This window comes from Amycolatopsis alba DSM 44262 (genome assembly GCF_000384215.1).
In the GTDB taxonomy this organism is placed as follows: domain Bacteria; phylum Actinomycetota; class Actinomycetes; order Mycobacteriales; family Pseudonocardiaceae; genus Amycolatopsis; species Amycolatopsis alba.
The window spans coordinates 8,327,101-8,346,042 of sequence record NZ_KB913032.1 but is presented as its reverse complement, the minus strand read 5'-3'; the positions used below and the strand labels follow the sequence as shown (position 1 = coordinate 8,346,042).

The following is an 18,942-nucleotide window of genomic DNA, read 5'->3' as shown; positions in this document are numbered from 1 at the left end:
CCATGACCACCTTCGTGTGGGACTACTTGCCGGAATACGAGCGGGAACGGGACGACATCCTCGACGCGGTCGAGACCGTGTTCAGATCGGGACGCCTGGTGCTCGGCGAAAGTGTCCGGGGGTTCGAGACGGAGTTCGCCGCCTATCACGGTGTGCCGCACTGCGTGGGCGTCGACAACGGCACCAACGCGATCAAGCTGGGGCTGCAGGCGCTGGGCGTCGGCCCCGGTGACGAGGTGATCACGGTCGCGAACACCGCGGCGCCGACCGTGGTGGCCATCGACGCGGTGGGCGCCAAACCGGTCTTCGTCGACGTGCGGCCCGGCGACTACCTGATGGACACCGGCCAGGTGGCGGCCGCCATCACCGGCCGGACCCGGTGCCTGCTGCCGGTCCACCTGTACGGCCAGAGCGTGGAAATGGCCCCGCTGCGGGAACTCGCCGCCGCGCACGGGCTGGCGATCCTCGAGGACTGCGCACAGGCGCACGGCGCGCGGCATCACGGCGCGCTGGTGGGCTCCATGGGCGACGCGGCCGCGTTCTCCTTCTATCCGACCAAGGTGCTCGGCGCGTACGGCGACGGGGGCGCCACCGTCACCGGTCTCGACGAGGTCGAGCGCAACCTTCGACGGCTCCGGTACTACGGCATGGCCGAGCGCTACTACGTGGTGGAGACGCCGGGACACAACAGCAGGCTCGATGAGGTACAGGCCGAGATCCTGCGCCGCAAGCTGACCCGGCTGGACCGGTACGTCGCCGACCGGCGCGCGGTCGCGCGCAGGTACGCCGAGGGACTCGGTGACACCGAACTCGTCCTGCCCGCCACCGCGGAGGGCAACGATCACGTGTACTACCTGTACGTGGTCCGCCATCCCCGGCGTGACGCGATCATCGAGGCCCTCAAGGCCCACGGGATCGCGCTCAACATAAGCTACCCGTGGCCGGTGCACACCATGACCGGATTCGCCCACCTCGGCTACCGGAACGGCGCCCTGCCGGTCACCGAGGCGCTGGCCGGGGAGATCTTCTCGCTGCCGATGTACCCGGCGCTCGCGCCGAGCGTGCAGGACAAGGTGATCGGCGCCCTGCGCGAAGTGCTGGCCACCTGCTGATCTTTCCTTTGTGGTGGCGGGTCTCCCGCCTCGCTCAGCTCGCCGGGGGCGGGGCGGTGAGGCTGTGCAGGCAGGCCACCAGGCTCCTCGCCTGGATGTTGACATAGTGACTGTGCCGGAGCAGATGGACCAGCTGGTGCAGGGGCAGCCAGCGGAAATCGGGATGGTCGAGTTCCCGGTCCTCGTCCGTTTCGACCACGAGGTAACGGTTGCGCGCGTGGTAGAACCGCCCGCCCTCCTCGGAAAGCGTGGCGTCGAAACGGATCCGGTCCTCCGGCGCGGTCAGTACCTCGTCCAGGAAACGCGGCCGGGCGGCCGTCGGCAGATGGTCGTAGTTCTCCGGGACGCACTGCACGGTCGGGGCCAGTTCGGCGACGTCGAGGTAGCCGGGTTCGAGCCGCGCGTGCACCAGCGCGTGGAGCACTCCGTCGACGCGTTTGACCAGGAACGCCACCACACCCGTCCGGTACGCCCGGATCATCGGCTGCGTCCACTCGCCGACCTCGCGCCCTCCCGCCCGCACCCGCACCCCGATCACCTCGAAGAACCGGCCGTTCTCGTGCGTGATCGCGTCGTCGGTCCGGCGCCACCCCGCCAGCCCGGCGAGCGGCACGAGCCGGGTGTGCACTTCGGAATGGGTGCGGACCTCGGTGATCCAGCTCAGGATGTCCACTGTGGAATGACGGCTGCCCTCGTCCTCGCTGCAGGACCGGATGACCGAAGCGCGGAAGTCGTCACCGGCCGGGGCGAACGCCTCGAGCAGGCCCGCGCCGGAGAACGGCAGGCAGGACAGCACCGTCCGGGAGTCCATGTTCACCAGGTCCCCGGCGGTGAGCAGGCTGTGCAGCTGCCCCAGGGTCAGCCAGCAGAAGCCGTCGAGGACCTCGACTTCTTCGGTGACTTCGAGGACCACGTTGCGGTTGCGCTTCCGGTAGAACCAGGAACCCTGCTCGGACTGCCGCACGTCGGTGAGCACGCCGTGCCGGGCGGACCTGAGGAAATAGTCCAGATAGGGCACCGGTTTCCCGTGGTGTGCACGGGTGTAGTTGCTGCGCGTTGCCTGCACGGTCGGCGAGAGCTGCAATCCGTTGTGGTTGCCCGGTTCGACCTTCGCCTGCATCAGGAAGTGCAGGACGCCGCCGAACCGTTTCACCAGGATGCCGAGAATGCCGATCTCCGGCTGGTTGATGATCGGCTGGCTCCACCGCTCGACCGGGCCGCCGGGCACCCGGACCTCCAGTCCCTCGACGGTGAAGAAGCGGCCGTTGTCATGCCCCAGGTTTCCGGTGCCGGGATCCAGACGCCAGCCGGACAGTCCGGGTAGCGGGATCCGGTCCACCTCGGTGTAGAACCGCTGCCCCAGGTCGGCGAACCACCGATGGAAATCCGCGAGCCGATGGACGTCCCGTGTGCCGCTGAGCACGGATTCGGCGAGTTGCCATGGACGAGATCCGCCGGATCCGGCAGAGGACTTCTTGGCGAGCGCGGAAATATCCACCATCGGGAACTCCTAATCAGGGAAGTCCCGCTCACGCTAACAAAGCCGGGCCGGAATCGGGAATTTCGCGAACAGCCGGAGCCTGTACAGCCGAACACGGCTCTCGTTAGACTCTTCACGTCCTCTTCTCTCGATTGTCGTCACCTTAATCACAAGAATGGGAGAAATCTGTGCGGGTCCTGTTCACGGTGCTCGCGGTAAGGGCGCATCTGTACAATCTGGTCCCGCTGGCGTCGGCGTTGCGGGCGGCGGGGCACGAGGTCCGCGTCGCCAGTCAGCCCGATCTGGCTGCCGAGATCACCGGCGCAGGCCTGACCGCGGTACCCGTCGGCGACGAGCTCAATCTGGGCCCCGCTCTGCAGGGCTCCGGCGGCGCGAAGTTCAGCAGCGGGCAGTTCCAGAGCCTGAGTCAGGGGATGACCGAGGCCCGGCCGGAACGGCTGACCTGGGAACACGTGCTCGGGGAGTTCACCATTTCCTGCCTGCAGTACGAATACCTCGGGAATCTCTCCGTGTCGGACGATCTCGTGCGGTTCGCCCGTGCGTGGAAGCCGGACCTGGTGATCTGGGACGGGCTGTCGTTCACCGGCCCGGTGGCGGCCCGTGCCAGCGGCGCCGCGCACGCCCGGATGTCGTTCGGGCTGGACTACATCTCGCGCATGCGGGGCGTCTTCCTCGACCTCCTGGACCGGCAGCCGCCGGAGCACCGCGAGGATCCGGTGGCCGAATGGCTGTCCGGCAAGCTTTCCCGCTACGACTGCGAGTTCAGCGAGGAACTGCTCGTCGGCCAGTGGACGGTCGACCCGGTGCCCGCCTGGATGCGGCTCCCGCTCGACCTCGACTATCTGCCGGTGCGGTACGTGCCGTACAACGGCAAGTCCGGCCTGCCGGACTGGCTGCGCCGCCCGCCGGAGCGTCCCCGTGTCTGCCTGACCCTCGGCACCTCGGGACGGGAAGTGATCGGCGGAGACGGGGTCTCGGCCGCCGACCTGCTGCGCTCGGTGTCCGATCTGGACATCGAGGTCATCGCCACGCTCAACGAAGACCAGCTCGGGCCGCTGCCCGATGTGCCGGACAACGTCCGGGTCGTCGATTTCGTCCCGCTCGACGAACTCCTGCCCACCTGCTCGGCGATCATCCACCACGGCGGCGCGGGAACACTGAACAACGCCGTGGTGCACGGCGTGCCGCAGCTCGTCATCCCCAGCCTGGTGTGGGACGAGGTGGACATGGCGCGCAAGCTGGAGGAACGCGGAGCCGGCCTGGCTCTGGCGGTCGATTCGCTGTCCACGCAAGAGCTCAAGAGCCGACTGTCCAGGCTGCTGCGGGAGCCGTCGTTCCGGGACCAGGCCGAGGAGATCCGGCGGGAGATGCTGGCCACGCCGAGCCCGCGCGATCTCGTCCCCGAACTGGAGAAGCGAACCGCCCTGCACCGCATTTCCTGATCCCTTATCGGCCGGTTGTAAGTGATTTGTCAGTGCCATGCAAGAGTTCGCCGATGCGGCGATGCTAGTCTTCGAAACAACGCCCGCTCGAGAAATCATATTGTCCGAGTTGGACGGCATTTCCGATCGCATGCCCGATTTCAGGGAGAATGATTGTGAGCAGGTCGAATCATGTCATCGATCGCATTGGTGAGGACGAGTCGGTCGGCCGTTTGCGCGCGCTCGAATCCGAGAATCACGCGCCCTATTTCCGCGTCGTCGAATCCACCACCGCGCCGGTCGTGCACATCGAAGGCCACGAGGCGCTGATGCTCGGTTCGGCCAATTACCTCGGCCTCGCCGAGCATCCCGCGGTCATCCAGGGCGCACGCGACGCGCTGGACCGCTACGGCACCACGATCACCGGCAGCAGGCTGCTCAACGGCACGATCGATCTCCATCTCGCGCTCGAAGCGGAGATCGCGGACTGGTACCGGACCGAGGCCGCGATCGTGTTCACCACCGGCTATCAGGCCAATCTGGGCGCGATCGGCGCGCTGGTCGGCCCCGGCGACACGGTGGTGGTGGATGCCTCGGCACACGCGTCGATCCTGGACGGCTGCCGGTTGTCCAGGGCGAAGATCCGCATGTTCCGGCACAACCGGCTGGACAAGCTCGAGGACACCCTGAAGCGGGCCGCCGGTGACGGCGGCGGCGTACTCGTCGCGGTCGACGGCCTGTACTCGATGAAGGGGGATCTCGCTCCGCTCGACGGCATCGCCGCGCTGTGCCGCGAATACGGCGCGGCATTGCTGGTCGACGAGGCGCACAGCGCGGGCGTGCTCGGCGAGCGGCGCACCGGCGCCGCCGAGTTGTTCGGGGTCAACGCGGACGTCGATGTCCAGATGGGGGCGCTGTCCAAGGGACTCGGCTCCACCGGCGGGTTCGTCGCGGGCTCCCGTGACGTCATCGACGCGCTGCGGGCCGGAGCTCGGTCCTTCCTGTTCACCACCGCCGCCGTCCCGTCCTCGCTGGGCGCCGCTCTCGCGGCCGTCCGCCTGCAGCGCAGCGAAGAGGGCCGGGCGATCGCCGAGCGCACGCTCGCCAACGCCCGCCAGCTCTGGGAAGGGCTGCGGGACGCCGGTTTCGACGTCGGCGAGCCGTCGCGGCTCCCGAGCGGCGAGGAGATCGTGTCCCCGATCGTGCCGGTCCTGGTCGGCGACGATCTTCGTGCGGCGACCCTGTGGCGCCGGTTGTTCGACAGCGGGCTGTTCGCCAGCGCCGCGATGTTCCCCGCGGTCGCCCGGTCCGAGGCGTTGCTGCGGTTGTGCGTGATGGCGACGCACACCCGTGAGCAGATCGATCGCGCCGTGAAGACGTTCGCCGACGTCGCCGCGGAACTGCCTCGATGAAAGTTGCCGTCACCGGAGCGACCAGCGACTTCGGCGCGGCGATCCTGCCCGCCCTGTGCGCCGATCCCGAGATCGACGAGGTGATCGGGCTGGGGCGGCGGCCGCCGCGGCTGTGCCATCCGAAGCTCCGGTCGCGCCGGCTGGACGTGCGATCACCCGAACTGGCCGGGGTTTTCGACGGCTGTGAGGCCGTTCTGCACCTTGCCTTCGTGGTGGAGGAGATCCGGGACAAGGCCGAGATCCACGACATCAACCTGCGCGGCTCGCGCAATGTGATCGATTCGGCCGCCCGCGCGGGGGTCGAACGCCTCGTGGTCGCCTCCAGCGTCAACGCCTACGGCGTGGGGGACCTGCCCAAGCTCGTCGACGAGGACGTCTTTCCCAGCGGCAGCCCGGATCACTATTACTTCTACGACAAGGCCGAGGTCGAGCACTACGCGGAATGGTGGCTGCGCAGGCATCCCGGCGAGATGGCGATCGCCCTGCTCCGCTCGCCGTACGTCATCGGCCCGAGCTTCGGCAACGACGGCATCGACGCGCTGACCGCACCCGTCCTGATGCTTCCGGAGGCCGGCCGGGCGGGCTATCAGTTCCTGCACCAACGCGATCTCGCGGACGCCTTCCACCGGGCGGCCAAGCTTTCCCTCGTCGGCCCGTACAACCTCGGCACGCAGGACTGGATCAGCGCGCGGGACCTGGCCCGTATGCATGGCCAGCTGCTGGCGGGCGTGCCGGAGAAACCGGCAAGGCGGATCGCCGACGTGCTGTTCCGGCTCGGCCTGTTCCCGGCGTCCGGGCAGTGGGTGGTGCCAGGGGACACCTGCGTCGACGGCAGCAGGTTCCGGGCGGCCACGGGCTGGGCGCCCGCACTCACCTCGTCCGAAGCAGCCGCGATCATGGTGCTGCACAAGGGGCGTCCGGTACTGCCCGCCCGGTATGCCTTGTCCGGTAAAGCCGCTTGCGAGCGCGCACTCGAACCCGCGACGGAAATCCTTGCCGGATGGGTGGAAACCGTCGGCGGGATACGAGCCCTGGTCGAAGAGTCAGGTGGTCTCGAAAAGGCTCTCGGCCGTCTCGAACACGTGCAGCGGCCGGTGCCGTCAGGTTCGGTCCACCTGGAGGTGCATCCAGCCGAGGGGGTTCGCCTCGGCACCGTGGTCGTGTCCGCCGGGCCGGGGCTGCACGCGCGGTGGTGCACTCCGCTCGCGATGTCGCTCGCCCGGCACGGCGTCGAGGTGGTGCTCGTCGATCTGCCGGGGCACGGGCTCAGCACCGGGCGGCGTGGCCGCGCGGACCGCGAGGCCGTCGCCTCGGCGCTGGCGGCGGCGATCCGGTACGCGAGTACCCGGTCGTCGATGCCGCCCTATCTCGTCCGGCCCGAACCGGTGGCCCGGCGACGTCGATCAGGCGGGCTGCTCGCGGTGACCGGACAGCCGCCGCCCCCGCATGTGCTCGGGTGCCTTCACGGGAACGCCGATCCTCTCGTCGTCCGCCGGGCGATCGCGCGGACCGCGAAGGACCAGGCGGCAGGCGCCGTATTGCCGCCGGTGGCCGGAGTGATCCCGGTGGCCGGTCCCAGCGTGGCCCTGGCGCCCGGCGGTTTGACGCCGGTCCGGGACGCGGTGCTGCGGGTCGTGCGCGCGTCCGCCGGACGGCAGGCGCACGCGCGGGAGGAGGTCCAGTCATGATCGAGTTGTCGAAGGCGGCGGACTTGACGGCGGCGGAGGTGGGCGGCAAGGCCAGGATGCTCGGCCTCGCCATCCGGCAAGGCTTTTCGGTGCCTGCCGGGGTGGTCCTGCTGCCCGGCGAACCGCCGGATTCCGTGGAACTGGAACGCCTTCTCGGCCCCGGCCCGTTCGCGGTGCGCTCTTCCGCCCCTGACGAGGACGGCTCGGACGAGTCGCAGGCCGGTCGTTACGACACCCGGCTCGACGTCCGCACGACCGGGCTGGCCGCCGTGGTGGACGAGCTAGGGCGGATACCGCTGATCGTGCAGGCACTGGTCGCCGCGAAGACCGCCGGGGTCGCCTTCTCCCTCGATCCGCTCACCGGGGACGACAGCACCTGTGTCATCGAGTCCGTGCCGGGACGCGGGAACGCGCTGACCGACGGCGAGGTCACCCCGGCCACCCTGCGCGCTTCCCTGCTGACCGGTCGCTTGCGCGGCTCCCTGGCGGGGTCCGGGCTCGGCCAGGACGAGGCCACCGCGGTGATCGAGCTGGTGCGCGCGGTCGCAGGCTGGCTGGGCTACCCGTGCGACCTCGAGTGGGCCTTCGACGACGAACGGCTGTGGCTGCTCCAGGCCCGGCCGGTCACCGCCGCCCGCTGGCAGCCCCTGCCAGGACAATGGACCTCGGCGAACTTCCGGGAGACCATGCCCGGCCTGGTCACCCCGCTCAGCGCGTCGATCACCCTCGGCCGGGTGTTTCCGCAAGCCCTCACGGAATTCCTGCGGGACATCGGGCTCGAGGTGCCCGGCCGCCCGGTGGTCGAGGGACGGCGGTGCTACGGGCACGCCTACTGGCGGGTCGACGAGTTCAAGAAGACCCTGCTGCAGCTCCCCGGTTACATCGAGCGGTCGTTCGACGAGGGGCTCGGCCTGGTCCCCGGCTACCACGGGCAGGGCGAGCGGTGGTCTCCCGCACCCGCCACTATCCGGCGGGTGCCGAAGATCGTTCTCGCCGTGTGGCGGCAGCACCGGCGGATCCTGCGCGAGGCCATGGCGTACCAGGCCGGGGACGCAGGCCGCGATCGGCGCTGGCTCGCCGTCGCCTGGGCGGATCTGGCGGACCCGGAACTGCGCACCGAGTTCCACGGCGCGCTGCGGCTGCACGAGCGGACCTACCGGCAGTCGCTGAGAGTTTCGTTCATGGCCGAGCAGTTGCAGGAGCTGTTGCGCGCGTTGCTGGAGCAGGTCGGCGGCCGGCTGGACGAGCCGCCCCGTGAACTGCTCTTGATGGACGGCCTGGGGCCGCTGGCCACCGGCGCGGCGGGCCGGGCGCTGGAGGAGCTGGCCGGTCAGGCGGCCGACATGGCCGAGGAGGTGCTGGCGGCGGCCGAGACCGAGGCGCTGCCCGACGGCCTCGGCACCGGACTGGCGGCGTTGTCGCAGGAGTTCGGCTACCTGGCGGACGGCGACGACGAGCTCGCCCGTCCCCGATGGGACGAGGATCCGGGAACCGTCCTTTTGCTGTTGAAGGCCGCGGTGCGGGCGGCGCAGGCGGGTCCCAGGGCGGTCCCGCCGGAGCACGCCCGGTCCCGTGCCGAGGAGGAACGCCGGGTGTTGCGTGCCGCCGGGCCGTGGACCCCGGTTCTGCGGGGAGTGCTCGGCGCCGCCCGCGAGTACAGCCGTACCCGCGAGGTGCTCCGCGTCTCGGCGACACGGGCGAACCGGATCCTGCGCCGGGCCTGCCTGGGACTGGGCGGCCGCTGGGCGGAACTGGACCTGCTCGACGCGCCGGACGACGTCTTCTGGCTGACCCTCGACGAGGTCCTGCGTGCCCTCGACGACGATCTCGAGGGCGGTGACTTCAAGGCGCGCGTCCGGATGCGGCGCGAGCACGCGCGCTGCTTCCGCAACTGGGAGCCGCCGTCCGCGCTGGGCGCGATGCCCGTGCGGCCGTCTCCGGTGCGGGGGCGCACGTTGACCGGCATCGCCTGCTCGGCCGGGGTGGCCGAGGGGCCGGTCCGGATCCTGCGCAGCGTCGCCGAGATCGGCGACTTCGAGGCAGGCGGCATTCTCGTCGTCCAGAGCGTCAACCCTGGCTGGGCTCCCGCCTACCTGGCGGCGAGCGGTCTCGTCACCGAACAGGGCGGCCTGCTGTCCCACGGCTCGATCCTGGCCCGCGAGCGTTCGCTGCCGGCGGTCATCGCGGTGGGAGGCGTCCTCGAGCGACTGCGCGACGGGCAACTCGTGCGGGTGGACGGAACGGAGGGAACGGTGACCGTGCTGTCATGACCGGTTATTCGGGGGCGGACCACACCGCCGAGACTTTCACCTTGCTGGAACGGAATCTCTCACCGCATCGCGCCGCCGCGTACCGGGCCATGGGTGGGGTACCCGCTCAGGCGGGCGGCGCGGGTGCGGAAATCCATACCTACGACGGCCGTGTCCTGCTGGACTGCCGCAGCGCCGGCGGTGTCTTCGACTTCGGTCATCGCCCGCCGTCGATCACCGCGGCGTTGCGCGACGCGCTGGAGTCCCGTGACATCGGTGACTGGATGCTGCCGTCCCTGCCGCGTGGCCGGGCCGCGGCCGCCCTCGCCTGCCTGCTGCCGGAAACCCTGCCGTACAGCTTCTTCACCGCCAGTGGCAGCGAGGCGATCGAGTTCGCGGGCAAGCTGGCCCGGCTGGCCACCGGCCGTCGCGGAGTGGTCTGCGCCGAGCGCGCCTATCACGGCCAGGTCGGTCTCGCGCTGGCGATGAGCGAAGGCCCAGGGCCTTCGGCACGGGAACAAGACGTGGTCCGGGTTCCCTTCGGTGACATCGATGCCTTGCGTGCGGCGGTGGGGGAGGACACCGCGCTGGTCTGCCTCGAAACGATCCCGGCCTCGGCGGGCGTGGTGCTGCCGCCGGATGGCTACCTCGCCGAGGTACGGCGGCGCTGCGACGAGTCCGGCGCGCTGTTGCTGCTCGACGAGGTCCAGTCCGGCCTCGGGCGGACCGGCCGGATCTGGGCCGCCGAACACTGGGACGTGCGACCGGACCTGCTGGTGACCGGCAAAGGTCTGTCCGGCGGCGTCTATCCGGTGGCGGCGTGCAGCTTCACCGAGGAGATCCAGCGGTCGCTCGCGGACGATCCGTTCTTCCATCCGTCCAGCTTCGGCGGCGGGGAACTGGCCGCGGCCGTCGTCTGTGCGGTGGTCGAACAGGTCAGCAGGCCAGGGCTGCTCGACCAGGTTCGCGCGACCGCCGCCGTCCTGCGCACCGGGCTGGCGGAGGTGGTCGGTCGCCATCCGTCGGTGCTCGCGGAGGTGCGCGGGCTCGGGCTCATGCTGGCGCTGGAGACCCGTGACGAGCACGGGGGGCTCGCGCTGATGCGTGCGGCGATCGACCATGGCGTCCTGGCCACGGTCGCGCACAACGCGCCGAGCACGCTGCTCGTCATGCCGCCGCTGATCATCACCCCGGCTCAAGCCGGAGCGGTGATCGAGCGCTTGGACAGCGCCGCCCGCACGGTGGCGACCGGGTCCACCGGACCGGCCCTGCGCCTGCCGATTTAGCCAGGAGCCGCATGTCGATCTCCGTCGGAAAGGGAGGACAACGTGGTTACTCCGGTTTTTCAGTTGATCACCGGTCAGCTCTCGGATCAGTTCGGAATCCCGCCGGAGCTGGTCACACCCGAAGCGACCTTTGCGGAGATCGGCCTCGATTCACTCGCGCTCGCCGTGTTTTCCGTGGTCATCAGTGAGAAGTACGGTGTCGATCCCGGCGAGCTGGTTCTCGGCAGCAGGCTCGCCGAGGCCATCGCACTGATCGAAGCGGACCTGGCGCAGGAAGAGAAACCGGTGCGATGACATCGTCGCGCGTGAAGCGGCCGCGCAGGTATCCGCTTGCGCTGGTTCGGCGGGAACTCGGCACCGCTCGCGACATCAAGGTCTACCGGGAGGTCGGCTGAGCCACCGGTTGCGGTCCACGAAGGACAGTCGTGTCCAGCGTTCTCCCAATCCCCAGGTATTCCCGGAGGCGGTCGCGGCGAGCACGATCAGCACGAGCGCGTAGATGAGGTGGTAGTCGATGACCGGGTTCGTCGACATGGTCGGTTCGCCCGCGGTGTCGGTGCGGCCGGGTGGCCATGTTCGCTTCGCTTGACGAACCCGTACCGGGTACGACCGCCTGCTGCTTACCCGGCATCTCGGCCATCCGGGGCACGCTCGACGAGCAGGCCGAACGACGTCGGTTCCGGCGCAGGCGACGACGGTGGCAGGCTCGGCTCCGATGTTCGTGGTGCCGGAACGAGACGCCCGCCGGCATCGGGTTCCTGTCTGGGCAGCAAGCCGGAGGCGTAGCCGGCTTGGAAGTAGGCGACGGTGTCGGTCAGGATGCGGTTCATCAGAGCAGCTTTCGCGGGGTCGGGCTTCGGTTGCCTGGTCGCGGTGAGAAAGGCCGCCCACCACGGGACGAGGTTCCCGAGCTTCGAGGCTGCGTGGCCGTCCAACGGTGCCAGCACGTTCGCCACCCCGGTGCCGATATCGGCGGGGGTGGGGTTCTTCGCGGCCACTTCGTCCTGGACCAGTTCGATGAGCAACGGGTTGTCGGCCAGGTCGATCGCCCGCACGGGTTCGGGGGCGACGGTCTGGTCGGGATTCGTGTCGAACTGTGGTGGGACCCGGCTGACGTAGGTGACCCGGTGCAGCAGACGCCACGCGCCTTGCCCGGTGAACTGGACGTTGCGCAGGGCCACCGCGTCCGGGTCGCTGCTGGAGTTCAGCCATTCCTTGTCGATCACCTGGTGGTAAAAGGTGTCGCTGTTGTCGGCGGAAGGGGGCAGGTAGAACGACATGAATCGGTAGGCCTCGACTTTGCCGGGACAATAGCCGGGGGTGTAGCCGTCGCCGGGGCGATAGCCCTGCAGCATCGGATCGCCCGGACAGGTCACAGCCAGCGACAGACCTCGCGACCGGTTCTCCGATTTGCCGACCTGGACCTTGAGATGCCCGCCGAACAACGCGTCGATCGAACCGAACAGGCCGACCTGGGCGGTGAACGTGATTTCGCCGGACAGACCGGTCAGATGCGTGTAGTCGTCGAATCCCGTGTAGACGCGTTCGTGGACGGCGGAGAACTGCTCGGTCTCCGTGTGCAAGCCGCCCGACGCCGTCCAGACGTAGCGATTGGCGATTCCGCGCGTCGGGATGTCTTGGCCGAAGTCGTAGAACTGCTTGTGCTCGACCCGGTCCAGACCGGCTTCGCCCGCCTCGCCGCGGCTCTCCGCGTTGAACTGGTCGTACCTGCTCCGCATGGCTTTGTCGGACGCCGTTATCTTCGCGGCCAGGCGGTAGGCCTCGGCGGGCTTGAAGTAGCTGCCCCTGGTGACGTCGGCCTGCGGGTAGTCCGGGTCGTTGACCAGTCCCACTTTCCCGTCCAGGGTGCCGTTCTTCGCGTACCGCGGGTCGATCTGGAAGGTGATGATGTTGCGATCCGGCGGGATGCCCAGATTCGGCAGCACCATCTTGCCGATCATCGCGCCGGTGGAGCGCAGCCGCATCGCGTACAGGTCGGCGGTCATCGACTCGACGAGCGCGTAGCCGAGGTTCAGCGGCTGGTACCGGCGGCCGACCGCAGGGTTGAGATAGTCCGACCGGTCCGCCTGAGCCGGTTCCCACATTCCCCTCAGCCCCAGCGTGTCCGTCGTGGTGCGGGTCCACGCGGACAGGTACGTCTCGTCGTGCTGGTTGGCGATCTCCAGGTTCGATTTGTGCCGGACACCGACCTTCCCGGTGCCGCCGGTGAGCAGATGCGTCCACGCGAACACCGTCGCGCTGTCCGCCCATTTCGCCGCGACCCCGGCTTTCGCGTCGATTTCCATCTTCAGCCGGGTCCGGTAGTCGGACGAGGTGAAGTTGACGGATGTGCTCTCTTCGGACCGCAAGGTGACCGTGGAAGCGTCCTGATAGGAGTTGTAGCCGAAGGGGCTGTCGTAGAGCGGGCGCGACAGGTTTTCGCTCGGCACCGGCGGCGCGCCCTCGATGTAGCCGGTCAACGTGGGGCGGGTCTGTACCTGACCCAGGTACACCAGATCCGTCTCGCCCATGCCGTAGGCGGTGGACAGCCTGAGAGTGGTGTCCTTGAAGAAGTAGGCGCGGCGCATCACCGCGTACGGTGTGCCGTCGCCGTGTGTCTCCATCTCCGGGTACTCGACCACGGCGGCCCTGCCGGACAGCGGACGCTGGAACCGGGTCCGCGAGCCTTGGTAGACGTTGGTGACCTGGGGTCCTTCATCGGCGACCGGTGCGGTGGAACCGACATAGCGGGGCGCGCCGACGAGATGCCCGTTCGCGCCACGCCCGGTGAGGTCCGCGCTGGTGCCGTCCAGTGACCAGTAACCGACCAGGTCCGCCTCGTCACCCTTCAGCTTCCGGTACAGCGTGGACGTGATCTGGGAAGTGGTGCGTGCGGAGTCCCAAAGCCGTACCTCGGCCAGCGAACCGTTGATGCTGTCCTGGAACTTTCCCGCGGTGCGCGCGGAGGCGCCGACGGTGCACTGGTCGTAGCCGCGGTAGCCGACTACTTCGTCGGCGGGGGCGGGCATCACCAAGCCGACCAACCGGCCGTCGTGATAGCACCGGTAGCGGGCGATGTTCTGCATCACGCCCCACAGATCCGTGTCGGTGAGCCGGAAGTCGTTGTCGTTCACCGTATCCGCGGCGACGTCACCGGAACCTTCGGCGAACCACCACGCCGAGACCACGCCGTCATCGGCGTCGGCGGCTTGTTCGCGTCGCATCACCGACCGCACCTGGTCTGCCGACAAGCCTGTCGACCAGAAGCGCAGCCCGGTCAGAGAGCCCGCGAAGCGTGCTTGCGCTTCCGGGGCCACCCGGCCGGTGTTCGCGGGCGGGGTGCCGATGCCGACCGTCAGTGGCGCCGCGGAGTCGACCGACGTCACCGTGCTGGTCCCGCTCAGGGTTGTCTGCGCCGTTCCCCACGCGGCGCCGTCGACGTAGATCGTGAGGACGCACCGCAGGACTTGTTTGCCGCTCACCGTGACCTGAGCGGAGGTCAACGTCACCGCGAGGTGCAAGGGAGCCCAGTCCGGGAAACCGGCCCGGCTCCGCACGGTCAGCTGGGTCCGGCCGCCCGTCGCCGGATTGACGAGGCCGACGGTGCAGAAAGGACAGCCGTCGGCGGTCAGCGCGAGCCGGAAGGACTGGTCCTTTCCGGACTTGCCCCAGTGCGACAGGATGGTCCGCTGCAGTCCCGTGGAGTCGCTGGTCTGTACCCAGCCGTCGATACTGAACTCGCGGTCGAACGTGAGACCGCCGGGTTCGTCGCAGATCCCGTAGGCCGGCCGGGCCGATGCGGAGCCCGCGAGGTTCAGATTCAGGGCACCGGCGGCCTCATAGGCGACGGCGACATGGTTCCACTCGCGGGGACGCATATGCGCGAAGGCATGGACGGGCGCCGCGCCGCCGACGCCAGCGACGATGCCGACGAACGGGTTGTCGTCGCTCGAGCGGACCGCCTGATCCTTGGAGAGCTTGAGCTGCGCGTCGAGGGCCGACCCGGTCGCGGTCGCGTGGTTGGCGAAGACCGACTTGTCGGTGGTGTGCCCCTCGGCCAGTGACCAGGTCCCGGCCAGTCCCGGTTCGGACCCGCCGAGCGAGGCCGCCATCGTGTACCGCAGGTCCTCGGCCGTCCTGGGCAACGACCACAGGCGCACCGCCGAGAGCGCGCCGAACACACTGACGTGAGGGCCGATCCGCGCGCCGATGGCCAGTGACGGGGAAGTCGATTTCGACGGCGATCGCAGCTGGACGTTCTGCGCGGTGCCTGCCAGTACGGCGTTGACGTAGATCCGCAGCGTCCAGATCCCGTTGTGCCAGGACCCCGTCGCCGCGACATGTGTCCAAACTCCGGAGGGAAGCGGGGTCGCGGCTGTGAGGTAGACCGGTTTCGAACTGTGGCTTTGCCGTTGGTAGCCCAGCGAAAGGTGCCGTCCGGCGTCGAGGCCGAAATTGACCAAGGGCGCGTTCTTGCTCTTGGCGTCGCAGACCTGCAGGATGCTGCCGAGCCGGTTCGCCTCAGGGCAGGGCTTCGGGTCCGGCTTGACCCAGGCCTCCCAGGTGAAACCGGCCGGGCCGGGGGTGAACACCGGGTTCGACGGCACCGCGAGGTAGGAGCTTTTGGCGTTGTTCTTCTGTTTGAACGCACCGAATCGCACGGTGGGCAGCCCCGCGACGCCGAGGTAGTACGACCGCGAGAGCTCGCCCACGTCTTTCGCCGGACCGTTGTCGTAGGTGATGACCGTCGCCGGGTCGCTGCCCTCCGGCCGGATCCAGGATTCCATGGTCCAGGTTCGCCGTGGCGCCAGCTGGGCGTTGCTCAGCGCGACGCTCATCGCCTGGGAGCCGCTGAGCCTGAGCGCCTTCGCCTGGTGCGCCGCCAGCCACTTGCCGTTGTCGCCGGTCACCGTCCTGGTGCTCGTGCCGTCCACCGCCCGCGGTTCCCGGCCGAACAGCGGGGCTTCCGGCAGGACCGCGGTCAGGGCGAGCATCGCCCGGCCGGTGGTGTCGTCCGGCGGGGTGGGGGTGAGCGTACGTTTCCGCCAGCCGGCCGCGCTGACCTGCCCGACCGCCAGAGTGCCCACGGTGACCGGCTCGAGCACATCGAACAGCAGGGAACCGCCTCGCAGATCCAGCGCGGTGGTGAATTCCTGGTCGGCCACCGGCCCCGGTCTCGGGTCGGGGGAGATGTGGCCGAACACGGCTTGGGCGCTGCTCCACGACCGCAAGCGGGCGACGAAGCCCGCCTGGTCACGCGGAACGTCGTCGAGCTTGACCTCGGGTCCCGCGCCGATGACGAGGGACACCGCGCAGTGTGCCGGGTCACCCTCCGCCGGCGAGATCGTGAATGACAGGTTTTCGGTGGTCTTGCCTACGAGCAGGATGCTGCCGCCGGTGGTGCTCAACGCGTAGACGGGCGTGTCCGCGGGCGGGCGTTGATAACCGTAGGTCCCCGGATCCGCGTCACCGCCGAGAATCAGCGCCGCGTTGGCCGTGCCTGCCGGCACCGTCCGCCAGGTCTGCACCGCGGTGAAACCGGCGGCCGTGGTGTAGCTCAGGGTCAGATCCACGGTACCTCTCGCCGCCGCCGTGACCTCGACCCTGGACAAGGGCAGGTCGGGGCGATGGGAGATCAGTTCGAGCCTGCCCGCCGACGTCAAGGGCAGTCGTGCCGACGGCTGGTGGCCCAGGAAGTCGTAGAACGGCCGGGCCCCGGACAGGACGGCCTTGTCGGCGGGGTCGTCTGAGAACGACCCGTTGAGGATCGAGACCATGGTCCGGACGTCTCGCGGTAGCCCGCCCCAGTTCTCGCGCGGCAGGCCGGCGGCGGCGCCGTAGTCGATCGTCACGTCACAGAGATCCGGTGCGGTGATCCCACCGCGGACACAAGGCGCGACGGTCACCTCGACATCGTCGAAGGTGCTGCCACTGCGCCGGGCGATCATCGTGAACGTGCCGGTCCGGTCGTCGTCGGTCGTCCAGGGCAAGGTGATCTGGGTCCTGGTCACCGCGGGGTCGTAGTGGGCGACCGCGAACGCGTCGGTGCCGGATGAGCCCGTGCGTTCCGGGAAGTAGCAATGCACGAGCCCGTCGGCGCTGTCGAGGACGGCGGGTGCGGCGGCCGGCCTCGGCGTCCCCAGCAGAACGGCGCCGACCGTGCCGGATCCGGCCGAACGCACCGCTTTGCCGGGGACAGGGTGGTCGCCTGCGGCCGGAGTGAAACCGCCGTGGTCCAGCGTGCCGTCGATCAGGACGCAACCGATGCCCGCGGGGAACGCCGGGACGGTGCCGTCCGGCAGCACACCGAAGTCGTAGACGGCCAGCGCTCCCGGCAGTCCGGCGCCGGCGACCGGGACGGTGACACCCAGCCGGACGGCCCGGCGCAGGCTCGACGGCAGGTTCGGCGCCGCACCGGTCCGTTCCTGCTCGGCGTACAGGCTCGCGCTCACCCCGGCGGTCGGTGTCAGCGTGGTGCTCTTGCCCGAGTTCCACAGTGCGGGGGTGATCGTGAATCGGTGCGTGAGCGCCGGGTCGAGTTCGATCCCGCCCGTGCTGTCCTGGGGGTAGGACACGAAGGTGAGTACTTCGCCGGTGACCGCCACGATGTGCCAGCGGCTGACGTCGGCCTCCGACGTGGGCGCGAGCGCGACGTCGAACCCGCCGCCGGTGATGCCGGACAGGGCGGGAAGTTCGATGGTGGGTTCCTGGAACGGCTCGTCGTTCATGGTGCGGAAGCCGAGTTCGTCGCCGGGACCGGCAGGCGCGTCACGGCGTCCGCTGCGCCGGTAACGCACCTCCCACACCCGTCGCAGCTGCCACCCGCCCTGGTTCTCGCCGTCACGTGAGCCGCTGGTCCGCTGCCGCGGCGCCTGCACCAGCGCGAAGCGGTCCACGTAGAGACTGCCCGTGGCGGATTGCCGGAAGCACGAGATGTACCGGCCGTCGGTGACGGCGCGGAAAGGCGCGTCCGCCGGCCGGGGGACGGCGGCGGCCGCGCCGACGGTGATCAGGTCCATGCCCGCGATCCGCAGCAGTGGGCGGCTTTCCGCGGCCGGGAGGTCGTTTTCGGCCAGGCGTAGTTCGTTCCAGCCCGCCCATTCGTCCGGTGCGCCGGGATCCGCGCCGGAGATACGCACGTTGTAGTACAGCGTGTCCACCGCGGTGGCGGGTCTTCGGGCAAGGACCACCACCGTTCCCGCGATACTGAGCCCGACCGGATCCACGACCGGGATGCCGTTGCAGTCGGGCGAGGGCCAGGATTGTTCCGAGGACGTCATGACCATCCCTGAGCTAGCTGGGCGAAGGAATCTTTTATGGGAAGTGTCATGTTATTGCGCTCGAAACCAGGGGACATCTCCCCGCACTGATGAATGAGGAGTCACGCACCGTTTCCCCGATGAGGTAATTGAACCCATTCGGGGAGGTGGCTTGGCATCAGTGTGTTTCCCGAAAGCGCCCGCGGCAGTAAGAATGGGATCACACGGCTGAGAACGAGGAGAGCGCGCGATGAAACTTCGTACTTCGAGCAGTCTGGTCGTGCTGGTGGCGCTCGGCGCGGTCGTGCCCGCTCCCGGCGCTTCCGCGGTGATCGGCGGCTCGGTCAGCGACTACGCGCCATGGGCGGTCCGGATGGTGGTCGACGACACGCCCTTCTGCACCGCGACCGCGATCAGCCGTGAGTGGATCCTCAGTGCCTCGCATTGCTTCTTCGAGGCGGGCGAGCAGATCGACGATTCCCGCATCCGGTTCCGGGTGGGCGCCCTCGACCAGCGGAACGGTACGGTCGTCCGTCCGGTGCCCGGCAGCACTCATGGTGTCGGGATCGCGGACATGATGCTGATCAAGGTGCCGCCGATGGATGTCATGCCTGCCCGGCTGCCCGCCCCGGACTCCGTGCACCCCGGACAGATCGTGCGGCAGTACGGCTGGGGCGCGACATGCCGGGAGGACGAGACCACCTGCCAGTCCGACGTGCTCAAGGAGGCCGACCAGCAGGTGCTGGCTCCGGACCAGCCGCGCTGCGAACGGTTCACCCCGCCCGGCGGCGGGGACGGCCGGGACTTGTGCCTCGGCTGGGTCACCGGCATTCCCGGTGGAGGTGATTCCGGCGGACCGGTGATGGCCACCGGTCGGGGGGAGCGGGACACCATCGTCGCGGTGGAGAACGATTCGGACCGGGATCACACCGCGGGGGCGGGCAACGTTTCCCTCGTAGTGGCCGAGATCCACAAGGTGATCGGTACCTGATCCGGCGCCGGACGGCCGACGAG

General features: G+C 69.2%; 10 protein-coding genes and 1 pseudogene. 8 read left to right on the top strand and 3 right to left on the bottom strand.

Annotation, left to right across the window (positions count from 1 at the left end; genetic code table 11):
* Positions 1-2: 2 nt before the first annotated feature.
* Entirely contained in the window at positions 3-1,112 is a 1,110-nt protein-coding gene (locus AMYAL_RS0138805) for a DegT/DnrJ/EryC1/StrS family aminotransferase (protein WP_020636693.1), read from the top strand.
* Positions 1,113-1,146: 34 nt separating this feature from the next.
* Here the strand turns inward: AMYAL_RS0138805 and AMYAL_RS0138800 are convergent, their stop codons facing one another.
* A complete protein-coding gene (locus AMYAL_RS0138800) occupies positions 1,147-2,613 on the bottom strand; it encodes an NDP-hexose 2,3-dehydratase family protein (protein WP_020636692.1) in 1,467 nt (488 codons plus the stop codon).
* 167 nt (positions 2,614-2,780) lie between these two features.
* Between AMYAL_RS0138800 and AMYAL_RS0138795 the strand changes: the two genes are divergently transcribed.
* From AMYAL_RS0138795 to AMYAL_RS47270, 6 genes are all read left to right on the top strand, one after another.
* Positions 2,781-4,055: an activator-dependent family glycosyltransferase gene (locus AMYAL_RS0138795; protein ID WP_020636691.1), complete on the top strand. Its 1,275-nt coding sequence runs from the start codon at positions 2,781-2,783 to the stop codon at positions 4,053-4,055.
* 155 nt (positions 4,056-4,210) lie between these two features.
* Positions 4,211-5,446: an aminotransferase class I/II-fold pyridoxal phosphate-dependent enzyme gene (locus tag AMYAL_RS0138790; RefSeq protein ID WP_020636690.1), complete on the top strand. Its 1,236-nt coding sequence runs from the start codon at positions 4,211-4,213 to the stop codon at positions 5,444-5,446.
* A complete protein-coding gene (locus AMYAL_RS47280) occupies positions 5,443-7,134 on the top strand; it encodes an NAD-dependent epimerase/dehydratase family protein (protein ID WP_020636689.1) in 1,692 nt (563 codons plus the stop codon). The genes AMYAL_RS0138790 and AMYAL_RS47280 overlap by 4 nt, the downstream gene beginning before the upstream one ends.
* A complete protein-coding gene (locus tag AMYAL_RS0138780; protein ID WP_020636688.1) occupies positions 7,131-9,404 on the top strand; it encodes a PEP/pyruvate-binding domain-containing protein in 2,274 nt (757 codons plus the stop codon). The genes AMYAL_RS47280 and AMYAL_RS0138780 overlap by 4 nt, the downstream gene beginning before the upstream one ends.
* Complete coding sequence (locus tag AMYAL_RS47275; protein WP_020636687.1) at positions 9,401-10,669, top strand: aspartate aminotransferase family protein; 1,269 nt, start codon at positions 9,401-9,403, stop codon at positions 10,667-10,669. The genes AMYAL_RS0138780 and AMYAL_RS47275 overlap by 4 nt, the downstream gene beginning before the upstream one ends.
* A gap of 42 nt (positions 10,670-10,711) precedes the next feature.
* The gene (locus AMYAL_RS47270) at positions 10,712-10,963 is read left to right on the top strand and encodes an acyl carrier protein (RefSeq protein ID WP_084702263.1); all 252 of its coding nucleotides are present in this window, start codon (positions 10,712-10,714) and stop codon (positions 10,961-10,963) included.
* 75 nt (positions 10,964-11,038) lie between these two features.
* Here AMYAL_RS47270 and AMYAL_RS48885 read toward each other — a convergent pair.
* Together AMYAL_RS48885 and AMYAL_RS0138760 are read right to left on the bottom strand one after the other, a co-directional pair.
* A pseudogene (locus AMYAL_RS48885) lies at positions 11,039-11,242 on the bottom strand (hypothetical protein); the annotation flags it as partial.
* Positions 11,243-11,289: 47 nt separating this feature from the next.
* Complete coding sequence (locus AMYAL_RS0138760; RefSeq protein ID WP_020636684.1) at positions 11,290-17,949, bottom strand: LamG domain-containing protein; 6,660 nt, start codon at positions 17,947-17,949, stop codon at positions 11,290-11,292.
* Between the two features lie 229 nt (positions 17,950-18,178).
* On the opposite strand from AMYAL_RS0138760, the gene AMYAL_RS0138755 reads away from it, so the two are divergent.
* Positions 18,179-18,919, top strand: a complete 741-nt coding sequence (locus AMYAL_RS0138755; RefSeq protein ID WP_020636683.1) for a trypsin-like serine protease — start codon at positions 18,179-18,181, stop codon at positions 18,917-18,919.
* Positions 18,920-18,942: the final 23 nt, after the last annotated feature.

Excerpts from the sequence above, each read along its gene's own strand:
- AMYAL_RS0138805 (WP_020636693.1), top strand. The coding sequence starts at position 3 with ATGACCACCTTCGTGTGGGACTACTTGCCGGAATACGAGCGGGAACGG.
- AMYAL_RS0138800 (WP_020636692.1), bottom strand. The coding sequence starts at position 2,613 with ATGGTGGATATTTCCGCGCTCGCCAAGAAGTCCTCTGCCGGATCCGGC.
- AMYAL_RS47280 (WP_020636689.1), top strand. The coding sequence starts at position 5,443 with ATGAAAGTTGCCGTCACCGGAGCGACCAGCGACTTCGGCGCGGCGATC.
- AMYAL_RS0138780 (WP_020636688.1), top strand. The coding sequence starts at position 7,131 with ATGATCGAGTTGTCGAAGGCGGCGGACTTGACGGCGGCGGAGGTGGGC.
- AMYAL_RS47275 (WP_020636687.1), top strand. The coding sequence starts at position 9,401 with ATGACCGGTTATTCGGGGGCGGACCACACCGCCGAGACTTTCACCTTG.
- AMYAL_RS0138760 (WP_020636684.1), bottom strand. The coding sequence starts at position 17,949 with ATGACGTCCTCGGAACAATCCTGGCCCTCGCCCGACTGCAACGGCATC.
- AMYAL_RS0138755 (WP_020636683.1), top strand. The coding sequence starts at position 18,179 with ATGAAACTTCGTACTTCGAGCAGTCTGGTCGTGCTGGTGGCGCTCGGC.